This window comes from Sphingobacterium sp. CZ-2 (assembly GCF_004526235.1).
GTDB lineage: Bacteria > Bacteroidota > Bacteroidia > Sphingobacteriales > Sphingobacteriaceae > Sphingobacterium > Sphingobacterium tenebrionis.
Window position 1 is genome coordinate 1,937,862 of sequence record NZ_CP038159.1, and the last position, 16,127, is coordinate 1,953,988.

The following is a 16,127-nucleotide window of genomic DNA, read 5'->3' on the forward strand; positions in this document are numbered from 1 at the left end:
TGACAAATTTTAATAATTACGAAACAAAAGAAGTAGGTGGTTGGAAATTCATCTTGGGTTTTTTTGTGTTTCTATATAAAACAGCGATTCGTCCTTAATAATAGGCTATCATTGGTGGTCAAGCGACCCACCATTCACTAACTATTTTTCATTAATTCGAGCAGGGGATCAAGATATTCTCTACTATTCGCTAATCTTGGGACTTTATTTTGTCCACCTAATTTACCCCTACTTTTCATCCATTTGTAGAAGGTTTCTTGAGGAGCATGATGTATGATCGGCTTATTCAAGGCCATATTCTTGTGACGTTTAGCGTCATAGTCGGAATTTATCTCGCGAAGGGTATTATCCAAAATATCACAGAATCTTTCGAAGTCTATTGGGTCTTTTTCAAATTCGATGACCCACTCATGTGCTCCAGCTTCCCCTTGCCTAAAATAAACTGGCCCTGCTGTATAATCTTTGATGTTCGCATCGGTGGCCATACAAGCGGCTGCTAAGGCATGTTCCACATTATCCACGATCACTTCTTCTCCAAAAGTATTGATGTACTGTTTGGTTCTTCCTGAGATCTGAAATCGATAAGGTGTGGTCGAAGTGAATTTAATTGTATCACCAATCTTATATCTCCAAAGACCAGCATTGGTAGAAATAATGAGGGCATAATTCTTCCCGATTTCTACTTCATGTAAACCGAGAGTTTTAGGATTCTCTTCGTGGATATTCTCCATCGGAAGAAATTCATAATAGATTCCATAATCCAACATCAATAAGAGGTCGTCGGAGTCCGACTGGTCCTGGATTCCAAAATATCCTTCCGAAGCATTGTAGTTCTCCAGGTAATACATGCTATCCGAAGGGATCAATCTTTTGAACTGTTCCTTATAAGGCTTGAAACTGACGCCGCCATGTCCATAGAATTCCAGGTTTGGCCATACTTCCAAGAGGTTGTCTTTCCCTGTAAGCTCCAGGATGCGGTTTGCCATGACAATGTTCCAGGTAGGCACTCCAGCCAATGAGGTTACATTTTCTTTGATGGTGATCTCCGCAATCTGAGCAATCTTTTCCTCAAAATTCGGATTTAGGGTCACCTCAAGCGTTGGTGTCCTTTTGAACTCTGCCCAAAAGGGAAGATTTCGGATCAATATTGAGGATAAGTCCCCATAATAGGAATCAGGGCTGAAATTGTTGATTTGGGAGGATCCACCGATAACCACGGATTTTCCGGTGAAGACTTTGTTCTCTGGCTTATTATGGCAGTAAATGGAAAGCATGTCCTTTCCGCCTTGGTAATGGCATTCTTCTAATGCCTCAATACTTACAGGAATAAATTTACTGCGGTCAGAAGTAGTGCCTGAGCTTTTCGCGAACCACTTGATGTCTGATGGCCAAAGAATGTTCTGTTCGCCTTTGATCATCCGGTCCACATAACCTTTGATGTCATCATAATCCTGGATCGGTACCCTTCTTTTGTATTCATCTGGCGTAAAGATGCTATTATAGCCGTATTTTTTACCCCATTCTGTAGCTTCTGCGGCTGATATCAAACTCTGGAACCACTCATCCTGTACATCATGAGGATATTTCATGAACAACTCAATCTGATGAATGCGTTTTTTCATGATCCAGGTAAAAAGTGAGTTCAGTAAAGCCATAGTGTATTGCCGAAAGCTAAATTTAGAATTTTTTTCTTCTCAATTCAAAATGTCTACCCAAATAGAATTTACGTGCAAGTTCATTGTTCGCGATTTCTTCGGGTGTTCCAGTTAACATGATCTTACCTTCGGTAAGGAGATATGCCCTGTCCGTAATGGAAAGAGTTTCCTGTACGTTGTGGTCAGTAATAAGGATACCGATGTTTCTGGTCTTTAATTTTGCGACGATGGTTTGAATCTCTTCCACGGCGATCGGGTCGACCCCTGCAAAAGGCTCATCCAATAGAATAAAGCTCGGATTGGCGGCCAAAGCGCGAGCAATTTCCGTCCGGCGTCTTTCACCACCCGATAGTAGATCGCCCCGGTTCTTACGAACCCGGTGCAAACTGAATTCGGTAAGTAATTCTTCCAGTTTTTCCTTGCGTTCAGCTTTGTTGGGGTAATGGATTTCCAATACCGCCATAATGTTGTTCTCCACAGATAACTTACGGAAAACGGAAGCCTCTTGAGCCAAATAACCAATACCGCGTTGCGCACGTTTGTACATCGCATCTTGTGTGATTTCAAGATCATCTAAGTACACATGCCCATCATTGGGCTTGATCAATCCCACGATCATATAGAAAGAAGTGGTTTTACCGGCTCCATTGGGGCCTAATAAACCGACAATCTCCCCTTGTTCTACGTGGAAGGAAACATCATTAACAACAGTACGTTGTTTGTATTTTTTGATGAGATGTTCTGCTCTAAGAATCATGTGTTATTCCTTTATCTGCAAAGATATTTTTAAAATTTTATTGCCTTTACATTTAATTGCAAATTCTTCTTCCCGCGCCAATTATTTTCTTCGATTGAGTAACAGATATCGAATGGCTGTCCGGAATTGATCTGATCCACAAATTCGCCAAGGCCAAAACCGATACAATCGTATGTGATGGAATCGGATTGTTTGACGGAAAATTTCAAATGTATCCCCCCTACAATGTAGGCGGGATAGGCAAAAGTAACCTGCTTCGTCAAAAAGATTGGTGCTTCATTCTGTGGGCCATAAGGCTCAAACTGGCGCAGCAATCTAAAAAACTTCGTATCAATATCGTTAAAATTGATTTCTTTTTCAATTAAAACTTCTTGTTGTAGCATTTCTGGTTTAATGGTTCTGGAAACCACCTGTTCGAAGCGTTCCTGAAACAGGGTAATATTTTCAGTCGGCATGGTCAATCCAGCGGCATATTTATGTCCTCCAAATTGATCCAATAGGTCAGCACACTCACTCAAGGCTTCATATAGATCGAATCCAACTACGGAACGTGCAGATCCGGCGATATGTCCATTCGTTCGGGTTAGGATAATGGTCGGTCGGTAATATTTCTCCGTTAATCTGGAAGCTACTATGCCGATCACGCCCTTATGCCAATCTTCTTTATAAAGCACGGTGGTTTTGCGCTGTTGAAGGACGGTATTGTCGTTCAATAATCTTAACGCTTCCTCGGTAATGTTCAAATCAAACTCCTTACGGGCATTGTTCTGATCATCAATATTGAGTGAAAATTCCTTCGCTTCTTTCAAGGATTTAGAGATCAATAATTGAACGGCATCCTTCGCGTGGTCGATCCGTCCTGCAGCATTGATCCGAGGTCCGATCTGGAAAACAATATCGTTCACCGAGAAGGTTCCGGTTTTGTTGCTGGAGAGATCAATTAAGGCTTTTAACCCAAAAGAGGGGTTGCTGTTTAGTTTTTTAAGTCCAAAATGGGTTAAGAGACGGTTTTCGCCTGTGATCGGAACGATATCCGAAGCAATACTTACCGCTACGAGATCCAGGTTTTGGTAGGCAAGTTCCATATCCATATTATTCTGGAGGATAAACGCCTGTACGATCTTAAAACCAATCCCACAACCGGATAATTCCTTATAGGGATAGGGGCAATCCGACCGCTTAGGATCTAATACGGCAAATGCATTCGGCAGTTGATCACCTGGTAAATGGTGGTCCCCGATAATGAAATCAATGCCCTTATTATTGGCATAATCAATCTTGTCGTTTGCCTTGATACCACAGTCCAGCGCGATGATCAAGCTGAAACCATTGGCTTCGGCATAATCGATCCCTTGGGTAGAAATACCGTAGCCTTCACTATAACGGTCTGGTATATAATATTCCATACCGGAGTTAAAATTCCGGAAGAAACTGTACACCACCGAAACGGCCGTGGTTCCATCCACGTCATAATCGCCATAGATCAATATTTTTTCCTTATTCCCGATAGCTCTTTCGATGCGTTCTATAGCCTTGTCCATATCCTTCATCAGAAAGGGGTCAAGAAGGAGCGAAAGGGAAGGGCGGAAGAATTCTTTGGCCTGATCGAAAGTCTCTACGTTTCTGTTGATTAAGAGTTCTGCTATGATGGGGTTTATGCCAAGCTCTTGTTGGAGCTTATCGGTTTTATCTGTATTCTTTTTTGGTTTCAGGACCCACCTTTTTTGCATATCTTTGCCTCTAAATAACGTGTAAATATACATTTTCTAGCGCTACTTACCTACAAACATATATAAATGGCGAAAGCATATTCATTATTTGAGGGTTCTTATTCTGTCGATTCCAGTAAAAAATTTATTCCATTTGATCCCAAAAAAGATGATCCGAAAGACAGGCCGGGTTCATTGTTCGTACATGTACATCCTTTTCTTATCGAAACTTCCGATGGTCTGATCGTATTGGATACGGGTTTAGGATTGAGAAACGAAAAGGATGAATTGATCATCCATGAAAATATTAAAAAATTAGGCTTCTCGCCAAACGATGTGCGGTATGTATTGATGTCGCATCTGCATAAGGATCATGCTGGTGGCATGGTGGATATTAAAGATGGCGTAAAACGCCTTGCATTTCCCAATGCGGAGTATGTGATCCAGGAGCAAGAGTGGGAATATGCCTACAGTACCGAATCATCATCTTATAAGACCGAAGTCTTTGATGTGTTACAGCGCAGTGGAAACATTCTTTTTGTGAATGGCGATGGGCAATTGACGCCCGAGATCAGCTACGAACTTTCCAGTGGGCATAGTAAGTACCATCAGGTATTTCATGTGTTGGCGGATGGTAAGAACTATTTTTTCGGCGGGGATGAGTTGCCGGAACCGGAAGAGATCTTCCGCAGTTTCATTGCCAAATACGATTATGACGGTCGCAGGGCGAGGGATCTTCGTGCACAATATTGGGCAGAGGGTGCACCAGCAGGTTGGATTTACCTGTTCTATCATTCTAAGAACATCAGCGTAGGGAAGCCCGAGCAGAAGCCGGATGGGACCTATAAGATTGTTACAGCGGAGTAATCACGAAAAATTATTATATTTATAAAGAAGGTTTTTACAAATTATTTAATTTTTACTTAAAAATAACGTTTAATCATGTCGATAGTTAGAGAAAGTGACCTAATTGGTATTGGCAAAAAATACCAGATTGAGACGGAGGCTGGAGACAACATGGTTGTCGTTATCCATGATGATGGTCGTCGGGAATTATACCGGCACGAAGATGAAGATAACGAAACCCATTGTGTCATGACCCTTTCTGACGAGGAGTCTAGACAAGTTGCCGGCATTCTTGGCGGTTTATCCTATAAACCAAAAGCATTAGAAACGATAGAAGTAGCCTTAGATGATTTAAGGATCGAATGGTATAAGGTAGAACCAAGCAACGATGGTGTGAACAAAAGCATCGGACAATTGGAGGTTCGTCAGCGTACGGGGGCTTCTATCATCGCGGCCATCCGGGAAGAAGAAACCATTATTAATCCAGGACCAGATTATGTGATCACCCCAGGTACTACACTGGTTATTGCCGGAAAGCTAAAAAACATCAAATTATTAAAAGAAATCTTACTGTAATTTAATTCTATGCACAATACCATTATTATAGAAATAGGAATCGCTGTTTTATTAGTTGCGTTAGTAGGTCTTTTGGCCAATAGACTTCGGTTTTCGGTAATTCCTTTTTTTATTGTGATCGGCATGGTGCTGGGAAATGAAAATTACCCTGATTTTGTAGGTGATTTATTGGCAAAAGTCAACCATGAGGGTTTTACCCATGCGGTGCAATCCACTTGGAAGTTTTTGACCTTTACCGAGAGTAAACCTTTCATTGATTTCATGGGGCGCTTGGGAGTGTTATTCCTGCTGTTCTATCTAGGGTTGGAATTTTCCGTTGGAAGGCTCATCAAGTCCGGTAAATCCATTGTAGCAGGGGGGACGATCTATGTATTGTTGAATTTTTTCTCCGGCCTATTGGTGGGATGGATGATGCATCTACCTTTTAAAGAAATGATGGTCCTTTGCGGGATCATGACAAGTTCATCCACGGCGATCGTTGCCAAGGTTTTGACCGACCTGAAACGAACCGCCAACCCGGAAACAGAGGTGATCATGGGTATGATCATGTTTGATGACCTGTTCATTGCCATGCATATTTCTTTCCTTTCCGGATTGATCCTTACCGGGAGTGGTTCCTTCTGGACAGTTGCAGGAACCTCTTTATTGGCATTGGGATTTATCCTCTCTTTCCTTATTCTGGGAAGGAAATTAGTTCCCTTCATCGATCGGTTATTACAGGATAAATCATCCGAATTATTCATTTTGGTCATCTTCAGTTTGTTGTTCTGTATCGCAGGTTTTTCCGAAACCATCCATGTGGCAGAGGCTATTGGAGCCTTAATGGCAGGCTTGGTATTCGCGGATTCCAAATACCTGAAGAAGATTGAAAACATGGTACTACCGTTCAAAGATTTCTTTGGTGCGATGTTCTTCTTTAGTTTCGGATTATCCATTGATATGTACTCCCTTGGAGGCGCAGTAGGATGGGCATGTTTCGCCGCAGGCATTACAGTTGTTTGTAATGTGGCTTCTGGTTATTTCGCTAGTAGGTTCTCCAACCTGAAGGCGAAAAACTCTGTCGATATCGGTTTTACCTTATCGGCGAGGGGAGAGTTCTCCATCATTATGGCGAACATCGGCAAGGCTGGTAAGTTGTTGCCGGTAATTCAGTCTTTTGTGGTGGTTTATGTATTGATCCTGTCCATTGTTTCTCCTTTGTTGACTAAGGAGTCTAGGAACATCTGGAATAAACTGGCAGGGCATGAGGCAGCTCCTAAAAAACCAAGAAAGAAACTTAGCGATCTAGAAGCTCCCTTGACCGACTCTTAATCGTCGTATCCGAATCTTTTCAGGTAATTCTTTTTACTTCTCCAATCGGGGATTACCTTGACGAACAGTTCCAAGAAGACTTTTCCGCCGATAAATTCTTCGATATCCTGTCTGGCATAGGTCCCGACCTTTTTGATCATGGCGCCTGCCTTACCTATAATAATGTTTTTTTGGGAATCACGTTCCACGATGATTTCGGCCGCGATTCTGGTCAGTTTTGGCTCTTCTTTGAAAGAAGTGATGATAATTTCTGTGCTATAAGGGATTTCCTTTTCATACAGTTTGAATACTTTTTCGCGGATGATCTCAGACACAAAGAAACGCATGTTCTTGTCCGTCAACTCGTCCTTTGCATAATAAGCAGGATGCTCAGGCAATTTATCCTTGATGTATTGCATCACCGATTCCACATTATAACCCAAAAGAGCCGAAATAGGGAAGATGACGTCCGGATTGATCTTGTTTTTCCAGAACTCGATTTTGGCTTTCACTTCTTCTTCTGAGGATTTGTCCACCTTGTTGATGATAACAGCAACTGGGGATTTGGTTGTTCTCAATTTTTCAAGAACGTCGTTTTCGTCGTATTTTTCGTTGATGTCTGTAACAAAAAGAAGAATATCCGCATCGATAATAGAACCCATTACGAAATTCATCATGGATTCCTGCAGGGAATAGTTGGGTTTGATGACCCCAGGTGTGTCGGAAAACACGATTTGGTGGTCTTCATCATTGACAATTCCGATAATTCGGTGTCTTGTTGTTTGTGCTTTAGGAGTGATGATTGACATCTTTTCACCTACTAAAGCGTTCATTAGCGTAGACTTACCTGCGTTTGGCTTACCAATGATACTTACGAACCCTGCTTTATGTGACATTATTTTTAATTATTTATTTGGAATACAAAGAAACAAATAATATCTTTGTGCTCCAATTCGGAAGTAATATAATCTGCTTTTATAGATATAGGGAGCAAGATTTTAAAAATATAATGCGGGATGGAGCAGTTGGTAGCTCGTCGGGCTCATAACCCGAAGGTCATCAGTTCGAGTCTGGTTCCCGCTACTAAAAGGGTTAAACGCGAGGTTTAGCCCAAAGACATTTAAAATACATTGCGGGGTGGAGCAGTTGGTAGCTCGTCGGGCTCATAACCCGAAGGTCATCAGTTCGAGTCTGGTCCCCGCTACTACTAAGGTTTCTATGGTAACATGGGAACCTTTTTTGTTAGTAGTAAGTAATAAGTATTTAGTAGGTAGACTTCTTGTCTTTCATTTTATTCATTGTGTTTAAATCGGAGAATTTTCATTTTCAAACATCTCGTGTAGTTTTTGTTGGAGCAACCTTTTATCAGGTAGTTGCGTTTGATATTCTGCGACCATTGTTGGTGAAAGACTGCGACTTAAAGCATATTTTACCACTTCACTATCCTTGTCTTTACAAAGTAATATACCAATACTCGGATTTTCATTGGTTTTTTTCATATCGCGATCCAAAGCTTCGAGATAGAAATTGAGTTTTCCTAAATGCTCTGGCTTGAATTTATGGGCTTTTAGCTCAAAAGCTACCAAACATTGCAAACCACGATGATAAAACAATAAATCCACATAGAAATCACTATTCCCAACTTGAAGCGTGTGCTCTTCAGCAATAAATAAAAAATCTTTACCTAATTCTAAAATGAACTTTTTCATTTGATGGATTAAGCCTTTTTTTAAATCGCTCTCGTTAAATGGCTCAGGAAGGTTTAAGAAATCAAAAATATAACTGTCTTTGAATGCATTAGTAAAACCTGCATTTATTCCTTTTAATGTATCGGGTAGTTTAGAATTGCTAATTATCGTACGCTCAAAAACGGCACTATTAATTTGACGCTCTAATTCTCTTTTGCTGTATTTTTCGGATCATACCGAAAGTTTGGGGGGTAAAGATTTTTAAGCATATAATTTCATCACTCTGTACAGGAAGAATGTTGTGTCCCTTACGCCACGAAAGACACTCCTAAAAGCTTTGAGTTTTGCATTGAAAGATTCTGCCGAGGCATTGGTGCTTCTGTTATCGAAGTAGTGTAGTATATATTGGTGATGTGCTGCAATGGATCTTGCCACGCTCTCAAAGGAAGCAATGCCCGCATTCTCAACCTGATTGTGCCACAGACCTAGCTTTGTAAAAGCTATCTTTTTGTCCCTGCATTTGTTGAATATGTCACCCAGGGCAATTCCAAGATCATAAGCCTGTTTTAGCTTGGGAAACCGCAGGAACAACAGTTCAGCTCGGTTTTTCTGGCTTTCCGACCATCTGCTTGGATGTTTGAACAGCAGGTGTCTCGACCTGGCCAATAGCTGTTTGAGCGTATCACCATTGGGCAACAATTCGGGTTCATATGGGATCCCTCTCTTTCGCGACTCCATTATCTTCTTGCTTTCTGCATCCAGGACTTCCCAACGATATTTGATACGGAGTTCCTGTACTGCATCATAGGCCAGTTTTTGGACATGGAACCGATCGACCACACGTCTGGCATTCCTGAAACACCTTCGGATAGCCTTGGCCATGTTGGGGGCCATATCCATGGTCACCTCCTTTACCCTGTTCCGTGAGCGCAAGGGTATCCGATCAAGAACAGCCATGATATCCTCAGCCTTAGTGCCCTTAATAGTTGCCAGGATCGTTCCTTTACGCCCCTTTGCCGATTTACTGCTAACAATGGTATATAACTCACCATTGCTGAAGCTGGTCTCATCTATGCTCAGATGTTCCGAGATGTTTTCAGGAAACAATGTCCAGCTCTCGGCATGAGGTTTTTGGTCCCAATCATGGAAATCACTGAGGTGGTTCTTGTACTGATCCTGGAGTTGCTTGCCGTCCATTTGGAAGAATAATCCTACCAATTGGGTGCTTACAGGATGGTTATCCAAATATCTTCTTTAAAAAAAGCCCGAATTCCGTAGTCATTCGAGCACCCTCACGCACAAGGTTCCAATCTCTTGTAATGATCTGTCCGGTATCCAGGACCGTCCAGCGACGACGACGGATATGTAGCGTAACTTTCTGGCCTCGAATGGGAAAGTCCGAGATCTCGGTGGAAGGCATGAAGCCCTTTGACTCCAACCTGTTGTTCTCATAGCCTGTCGGAGCAATATTAAGTTCATCTAAATAAATATGGAGCTGATTGTCGACCTGATCGACTTCTATGATCTGAAAGTATACCAAAAGCCCTTCGGGCATCAACAAGGATAGTAATTTACGTTCGGCTTCTTGCAAGGGATAACTGTTTTAAAGATGCTAAACTAAGAAATTTTTAGTATTCCCCCCCAAGGATTCAGCTTGATCCTATTTTTCCTTAATGGTTAAACGGATATAAAACTCTCTTTCTTCTTCGGTTTTACAACGAGAAAAAATAATGAGATTATTTGTCCAACTTAGTTGAACTAAAATGGTTTTTGTTATATCTTGAGGTAGAAATTCAAATTGTGTCACCAGTGGTGACACAATTTTATCACACTGATTATCAGCGTGTTGAATTTGTCTCACCACTGGTGAGACAAATTCAACATTCGCATAAGTTTCATAAAACTGTATCATTCTATATAACCCACGTTGATTGAAGCCTTTTAGCTCAGGATTGTTCTTTTGAATGAATTGGGCTAATTCATCAACCGTCTTATCTCCCCATTCAGCAACTGAAATTTTTTGCTTGATGTAAGCTCCAATGTTCCAATACAAATTGATCAACTCAACGTTTACTGCTTTAATCGCTTTATTTCGGGATTGTTGAATTAAATAAATTATCTCTGTAAACTGTTGGTGCATAATGAGTTGTATTTGAGATAAAATTATATATTATTCTCCAATCACATTAGTCGTATATTGTGCATCCTTAATTAATTTTCTTTACAATTATTATCCTTTTTCTTGCCATGGTTTTTAGGTTTGCTATTCAAAATATGTTTGATATAGGGTTAAAACAGGCCCTAAGTATGCTTGAAGCAAGGTTATAGTATGTAAAAAGTATGCCTAACATACATTTTACATACTTTCAGTATGCTTTGACCATGGTTTCAAATCGGAGCTAATTGTCCTTTTTTAAATGGAATGAAGTTTTTTTAGTAGAATAGGTATATGACTGTTGAGGTGGGATTTAAGATAATTATTTTATTTTAAACAAAATATAAATTTATAAGAAATTATAATTAATTTAGTAGCTATTAAATTTAATAATTTTTAATTTCAACTGTACAATTTCTAATTAGTTGTTTATTGTTAATCCATATGATCGATTTATTAGTGTAATGATGTTGACTAAGAAAAGTTTTAGAATTGGTTTGTACATCTGCGATCAACTTGAGGAGCAAAGGGTAAAAGATATCCTATTGGGATATGAATTAGTCAATTTACTTGTTTTTAATCTTAGAGAGGAATCTATAAATAATTTAGATAAGACTATTTTATCAAATTCATTAGATCTATGCATACTAGATGTCAAATTGGGTATTAATACCATTGAAAAATTGCAATACACCTTGTTGAAAGTAAGTGAATCCAAGTTAGTCTTATATACAGATCCTGAAAATGTCGATCTATTGCCCAAGTTTATGGAATTATGTTCAAAAGGATTTATCCTACAAGGTGTTCATGAAACAGAATTGCTCTTTGCTATATCTGCAATACTTAATGAAGGAATATTTATCAGTCCCTTGCTGGCTGATAGATTTTTTCAAATATATCTGCACAAACGTCAGATTTTGAGAAATTTTTCTCCTAAAGAATTATTAGTTGTAAATGGTCTTATCGAAGGATTTAGTTATAAGCAAATTGCTGAGCAAAATCAAATCTCTATTAACGCAGTAAGGGATTATGTAAAGAAAATTTATCGGAAACTAAATATTCAAAGTAAGGGACAATTGCTTTATAAATTACATATGCCCTAAATTATGATTAATCTTATCTAATATGAGAAGATTGGCGTTCAATCGGATTTCACTATTCATCTTGCTAATAATAATTCCATTATTGAGTTTGGGTCAGGAGTCTGAATTGAAAATATATTTTGAATCTGATAGTGTGGAGATTTCAGAAGGGGCAACTTTTATAAATAGATTGAATATTCAGAATCTCCATATGGATTCAATTCATGTTGAAATCTCAGGATATCATATGAATAACGCCTTACTAAAATTGCCCACTGAAGTCCAAATTGCACCTTTTAGGTCCCTTCAATTTCCAGTAAAATTCTTAGCCTCTAAAGCCCTAATAAATGAAGAATACCAAAAGTTTAAATTTCTTATTCGGGTAAATAAAAAAGGTCGACATGTAAATGAAAGTCAACCGAGTTTTATAACCGTCCTTCCAACAAAAAAACGACTTTTGGTTCTTCTGGAACAACCTGAATTTTATTTATTGCCAAATGATGATGAGACTAAATTGGTTTTCATCATTTCGAATCCTAGTTTATTTCAAGAAAAGTATTCCTTAAAACTAATTGATTTACCAAAAGGGTATGAAATAATTAATCCCGCAAAACTTTTTTGGATTGATGGCAGATCAAAACAAGAAGTAGTTTTAGTTATGAAACATCCCATTGCAGATGGAAAAATGGTGGATTTCCATTGTACATTAGAGCTCAAACAAGACAAACATGATAAACCATTGCGTTATAAGCTACGCGGATTAAATTTAACTGGACAACTTGATTTAACTCAAAATGTTTATGCCGGAGAAAATCCCAATAATAATTTCAATGAAATAAACTACCTCACAAGTGATTACATGAATAGTATTCAATTGAATTCGAATTCTGAAATGTACTTTTCAAAGGATAATAAATTAGAATATTCCCTTCAATTTAATCATTTCATTGACCATGGCACATTTCAATTATTTAATAGCCAAATCAATTTCATGCACAAAAATTGGCAGTTTACAGCTGGGTCCTTACATGAAAACTTGAATTATAATTTGAATGGTAAAGGGGTTAAAATGTCGTATCGAAACGATGATCGAACTTTTAAGGCATTATTAATGGATAATGATTTGGTGATCTTAGGCAATGAAACAGATAGAAGAGTAATGGGATATAATATAGGTATGGAATATTTAAAGGGTTTAAAAACGAAAGAAACCACGAGATTATTGGCTGTTTATAACAATCGCCCAGATTTAAGGGTAGAAAATTCCATGGTAAATTTAGAGCATAAATTATGGGAAAATAATATTCATCTATTAAATCTGGAAAGTGGAATAAGCATGGCTCATCATGATAGTGATATACGAAAAAAGTATGAATTAGGTTTTGCTGGGGGTATAAATTATTCAGCAAAATTTGAAAAGGTTGGTTTACAGACTATGCAATACTACAGTCATCCTAATTTTACTGGAAATAGAAGAGGGGTAATTCAATCAGAATTCAAGCTAGACTATAATCCTAAATCTACACAAGGTATCAAATTAGGTTGGACCTTTAATCAAAATAGAATCAAAACAAATGACCTGCAATATGTGGAGGTGTTAAAAGATCTCTTGAGAATTTCTCAAATGAATGTTAGTTTAGACTATAAAAACAAATTATCTAAAAATTTCTCTATCGTTTTTGGACCATATTATTTAGAACAATATATGGATAGATTAAATGTAGATCACATTGTTCATAATATGTCTGAATCTTTGAGATTTAGAAAATCTTTAAGCTATATCGATAAAAAAAACGGTATAAATTTGATTTTAGACCATGGACTATCTAATCAAAGATTTCAAGGTAAGGAAATGGATAGATTCTATTCTTTTAGAGCGAATGCTATGGTAAATCATAAAGATTTAAGTTTGCACGTTTTCTATCAATATAATCCATACTTTTTATCAGATGCCTTAGCTAATTTGGAGTTCGGAAAATATCACGTACTTAATTTTGAATCAAGGTATGCCCGTTACTTCATGAAAAAAAAGCTTCATGTTGCTAATTCATTGATGTATTATTATCATGGTGATAGTAAACACAGTAACTATGTTTGGAATGGACAAATTTTATTTAAAATGCAAAAAGGTGTTCAATTACGGGGAGATTTTTATTTTGGTATCAATAGGATGCAACGATTGATGTTATATAATCCAGAAATAGGAGTTGATCCAAATCCTATTGTATTTAATAGGCGAGATCAAACTTTATTATCAACTCGGCAGATTCGATTGGGAGTCAGCAAAGATTTGGCGTTTCGAGGTAATAAAGATGCTGCAAATTTAAATTTGTTGTTTTTTCATGATCAGAATGGAAATGGTGTAAAAGATGAGAACGAGGTTTATTTAAACGGGATTATCGTTAGTACTCAAGGAATGTTGGCCCAATCTAATAAAGAAGGCAAGGTTAGATTTAAACTTATAAAAGGTGAAACATATAATTTTGATTTGCAAAGTAATAGTGGGTGGATAATGGCCAACAATGCCTTAAAGCAGATTAATATCACAAGAAGCCATAATTTGGAGGTTCCATTGGTCAAAATGACAATGGTAAAAGGAATAATTACTCAGAAAATAAAGGAATTTCAGCCCAAAATTATCGATTTTTCAGATTATCAAATATTATTTCGTACGGAACTAGGTGTAAGTTATCAAACAAGGTCCAATATCCATGGTGGCTTTTTTATTTCTCTTCCTGATGGTAATTATAAAGTTGAAATTATTCCCAGACAGGATTTTATAGAAGTAATTGAAAACGGGAAAAATGTTTTATTAAAAGATGGAAAAGAAGTTAGATTGGAATTTGAGATAGTCAACTCATCGAGAAAAATTAATATTTCCCAATTTTAGACACATCTTTATGTATAAGATTTATTATTAACTAATAAGATATATTAATTAAATTAGTATCATATTTTTAAATATTAGATTTTATGATAAAGAAATCCATTTTAATGTTTGCAACACTAGGTTGTTTGAGCATTTTTCAAGTTGTGCATGGTCAAAGTAGAGATATAACATTAAATATTGAATTGAAAGATGTTATTAGTGGTGGAGGTACTGGAGATGGCGGTACGGCTACTGGTTCGAATCAGATTGATTTCGATTTTAGTGGGGAAGCAGATTACCGTCAAACCCAAACAAAAGTGGTGGCTGATCAGTTGCGTGTATTGAGTACAAAAAACTATGAGATTAATGTTAAAGCTCAAACAGCTAATTTTTCTTCTTCCACCTCATCAAGTACTTTGCCTCTAAGTATAATTAAAATCTCAACTGCATTAAATGGAACAACCACATTTGGAACAGCAGTTGTTCCAACGACCGCAGATCAAATAATCTATACCGGAGGTGTACCAACATTAGGCCAAGGTTTTGATTTTAAATATGAAATTGAACCCAATATTTTATTGGTAGAAGCTCCTAAGGAAAAGTATAATGTCGTTTTAACATATACTGTTGTTGCAAAATAATTGTTTTTCAACAGGGGATACTAAATCCCCTGTTTTTTTAAATATGAATTTTCAAAAGTTTATTCTGTCCATTTTATACCAGTTTCTTTTAATTGTATCCTCGCTGTCTTGGGGACAAGATATTTCTATTTCTCCTTCCATTTTACATTTTAGTACAGAGCCTGGTCATTCGGCCAGTAATACTATAAAGATTACGAATCATGGTGAAAAGATATATGAATTTCAAGTGAATTTAAGGGATTGGACTAGGGATTCTATCGGGAGAAAGGAATATAGAGATCCTGGAACATTGGCCTTTTCGAATGCAAATTGGATTAGGATGAATGAATCCATAATTAGAGTTTTGCCAAATCAAGTATTGAATATTCCTATTCAAATGGAGATTCCATTAGATCTCAAAGAAATACGCAGCAGTAATTCTATGCTTTTTTTAACACAGATTAATGGCATTGAGCAGGAAACAAATCATCCGTCCATAGGTATTAAAATTAATTACGAGTTTGGTGTACAAATTTTTCATACACCAATAACAGCAAAAAAAGGTGAAGTAGTTTTTACCAATATTTCATACCAAGAACAGCAAGAATCTAAGGTAAGATTGTTGAGAATTGATTTTGAAAATAATGGTTATATCCATAAAAATGGACAAATAAGGACTGAATTGACCAACATAGATACAGGCAAAGATTTTAAGTTAGAACCCGTGGCTTTCGCTATTATGCCTTTAGATAAACAATTTCAAACCATTAAACTTCCTAAGGAAATTGAAGAAGGAAATTATAAACTTGTTTCTTTTTTAGATCTAGGCGAAAATTATGAATTGAATATAGGGGAAAAGAAAATTCATGTTAAACTTTAA

Annotated in this window: 15 protein-coding genes and 2 tRNA genes; 9 read left to right on the forward strand and 8 right to left on the reverse strand. The window is 37.6% G+C overall.

Annotated elements, in window-relative coordinates; all coding sequences use genetic code 11:
- Positions 1-137 precede the first annotated feature (137 nt).
- Genes E3D81_RS08605 through recJ form a run of 3 tightly spaced genes read right to left on the reverse strand, consistent with a single transcriptional unit; the run spans position 138 to position 4,142 of the window.
- A complete protein-coding gene (locus E3D81_RS08605) occupies positions 138-1,655 on the reverse strand; it encodes a GH3 auxin-responsive promoter family protein (protein WP_134777145.1) in 1,518 nt (505 codons plus the stop codon).
- A 22-nt stretch (positions 1,656-1,677) separates the two neighbouring features.
- Entirely contained in the window at positions 1,678-2,412 is a 735-nt protein-coding gene (gene lptB, locus E3D81_RS08610; RefSeq protein WP_099365524.1) for an LPS export ABC transporter ATP-binding protein, read from the reverse strand.
- Positions 2,413-2,441: 29 nt separating this feature from the next.
- Positions 2,442-4,142 carry a single-stranded-DNA-specific exonuclease RecJ gene (recJ, locus tag E3D81_RS08615; protein ID WP_134777146.1) on the reverse strand — a complete coding sequence of 567 codons (1,701 nt, stop codon included), beginning with the start codon at positions 4,140-4,142 and terminating at the stop codon, positions 2,442-2,444.
- A 66-nt stretch (positions 4,143-4,208) separates the two neighbouring features.
- Here recJ and E3D81_RS08620 point away from each other — a divergent pair, with 66 nt between their 5' ends.
- The 3 genes from E3D81_RS08620 (at position 4,209) to E3D81_RS08630 (ending at position 6,854) form a co-directional block, all read left to right on the forward strand.
- Entirely contained in the window at positions 4,209-4,988 is a 780-nt protein-coding gene (locus tag E3D81_RS08620) for an MBL fold metallo-hydrolase (RefSeq protein WP_099365526.1), read from the forward strand.
- A gap of 75 nt (positions 4,989-5,063) precedes the next feature.
- Entirely contained in the window at positions 5,064-5,543 is a 480-nt protein-coding gene (locus E3D81_RS08625) for a cation:proton antiporter regulatory subunit (RefSeq protein WP_099365527.1), read from the forward strand.
- Positions 5,544-5,552: 9 nt separating this feature from the next.
- Complete coding sequence (locus E3D81_RS08630) at positions 5,553-6,854, forward strand: cation:proton antiporter (RefSeq protein ID WP_134777147.1); 1,302 nt, start codon at positions 5,553-5,555, stop codon at positions 6,852-6,854.
- On the opposite strand, the gene era is transcribed toward E3D81_RS08630, so the two are convergent.
- Positions 6,851-7,729, reverse strand: coding sequence for a GTPase Era (gene era, locus E3D81_RS08635; protein ID WP_099365529.1), 879 nt, complete (start codon positions 7,727-7,729; stop codon positions 6,851-6,853). The genes E3D81_RS08630 and era overlap by 4 nt on opposite strands.
- A gap of 114 nt (positions 7,730-7,843) precedes the next feature.
- Here era and E3D81_RS08640 point away from each other — a divergent pair.
- Both E3D81_RS08640 and E3D81_RS08645 read left to right on the forward strand, forming a co-directional pair.
- Positions 7,844-7,916, forward strand: a tRNA-Met gene (locus E3D81_RS08640).
- A 48-nt stretch (positions 7,917-7,964) separates the two neighbouring features.
- A tRNA-Met gene (locus E3D81_RS08645) sits at positions 7,965-8,037 on the forward strand.
- 100 nt (positions 8,038-8,137) lie between these two features.
- Here the strand turns inward: E3D81_RS08645 and E3D81_RS08650 are convergent.
- The 4 genes from E3D81_RS08650 to E3D81_RS08665 all read right to left on the reverse strand — a co-directional run bounded on the left by E3D81_RS08650 (position 8,138) and on the right by E3D81_RS08665 (position 10,661).
- Positions 8,138-8,716, reverse strand: a complete 579-nt coding sequence (locus tag E3D81_RS08650; protein ID WP_134777148.1) for a PDDEXK nuclease domain-containing protein — start codon at positions 8,714-8,716, stop codon at positions 8,138-8,140.
- Positions 8,717-8,782: 66 nt separating this feature from the next.
- Positions 8,783-9,766 carry a transposase gene (locus tag E3D81_RS08655; RefSeq protein ID WP_245153279.1) on the reverse strand — a complete coding sequence of 328 codons (984 nt, stop codon included), beginning with the start codon at positions 9,764-9,766 and terminating at the stop codon, positions 8,783-8,785.
- On the reverse strand, positions 9,759-10,112 hold the full coding sequence (locus E3D81_RS08660; RefSeq protein WP_134776497.1) for a transposase: 354 nt from the start codon (positions 10,110-10,112) through the stop codon (positions 9,759-9,761). Before E3D81_RS08660 ends, E3D81_RS08655 begins: the two co-directional genes overlap by 8 nt.
- A gap of 69 nt (positions 10,113-10,181) precedes the next feature.
- Positions 10,182-10,661, reverse strand: a complete 480-nt coding sequence (locus tag E3D81_RS08665; RefSeq protein ID WP_134777149.1) for a DUF1016 N-terminal domain-containing protein — start codon at positions 10,659-10,661, stop codon at positions 10,182-10,184.
- Positions 10,662-11,140: 479 nt separating this feature from the next.
- Here E3D81_RS08665 and E3D81_RS08670 point away from each other — a divergent pair, with 479 nt between their 5' ends.
- From E3D81_RS08670 to E3D81_RS08685, 4 genes are all read left to right on the forward strand, one after another.
- A complete protein-coding gene (locus E3D81_RS08670) occupies positions 11,141-11,779 on the forward strand; it encodes a helix-turn-helix transcriptional regulator (protein ID WP_134777150.1) in 639 nt (212 codons plus the stop codon).
- Positions 11,780-11,801: 22 nt separating this feature from the next.
- Complete coding sequence (locus tag E3D81_RS08675) at positions 11,802-14,648, forward strand: hypothetical protein (RefSeq protein ID WP_134777151.1); 2,847 nt, start codon at positions 11,802-11,804, stop codon at positions 14,646-14,648.
- 83 nt (positions 14,649-14,731) lie between these two features.
- Positions 14,732-15,268 (forward strand): hypothetical protein, encoded by a 537-nt coding sequence (locus E3D81_RS08680; protein WP_134777152.1) that lies wholly within the window; start codon positions 14,732-14,734, stop codon positions 15,266-15,268.
- Positions 15,269-15,311: 43 nt separating this feature from the next.
- Positions 15,312-16,127, forward strand: a complete 816-nt coding sequence (locus E3D81_RS08685) for a hypothetical protein (protein ID WP_134777153.1) — start codon at positions 15,312-15,314, stop codon at positions 16,125-16,127.

Bases quoted from the DNA above. Each gene is read 5' to 3' on its own strand.
- E3D81_RS08605 (WP_134777145.1), bottom strand. From the start codon at position 1,655: ATGGCTTTACTGAACTCACTTTTTACCTGGATCATGAAAAAACGCATT.
- E3D81_RS08670 (WP_134777150.1), top strand. From the start codon at position 11,141: ATGATGTTGACTAAGAAAAGTTTTAGAATTGGTTTGTACATCTGCGAT.
- E3D81_RS08630 (WP_134777147.1), top strand. From the start codon at position 5,553: ATGCACAATACCATTATTATAGAAATAGGAATCGCTGTTTTATTAGTT.
- E3D81_RS08625 (WP_099365527.1), top strand. From the start codon at position 5,064: ATGTCGATAGTTAGAGAAAGTGACCTAATTGGTATTGGCAAAAAATAC.
- recJ (WP_134777146.1), bottom strand. From the start codon at position 4,142: ATGCAAAAAAGGTGGGTCCTGAAACCAAAAAAGAATACAGATAAAACC.
- era (WP_099365529.1), bottom strand. From the start codon at position 7,729: ATGTCACATAAAGCAGGGTTCGTAAGTATCATTGGTAAGCCAAACGCA.
- E3D81_RS08685 (WP_134777153.1), top strand. From the start codon at position 15,312: ATGAATTTTCAAAAGTTTATTCTGTCCATTTTATACCAGTTTCTTTTA.
- E3D81_RS08675 (WP_134777151.1), top strand. From the start codon at position 11,802: ATGAGAAGATTGGCGTTCAATCGGATTTCACTATTCATCTTGCTAATA.
- E3D81_RS08680 (WP_134777152.1), top strand. From the start codon at position 14,732: ATGATAAAGAAATCCATTTTAATGTTTGCAACACTAGGTTGTTTGAGC.
- E3D81_RS08665 (WP_134777149.1), bottom strand. From the start codon at position 10,661: ATGCACCAACAGTTTACAGAGATAATTTATTTAATTCAACAATCCCGA.
- lptB (WP_099365524.1), bottom strand. From the start codon at position 2,412: ATGATTCTTAGAGCAGAACATCTCATCAAAAAATACAAACAACGTACT.
- E3D81_RS08620 (WP_099365526.1), top strand. From the start codon at position 4,209: ATGGCGAAAGCATATTCATTATTTGAGGGTTCTTATTCTGTCGATTCC.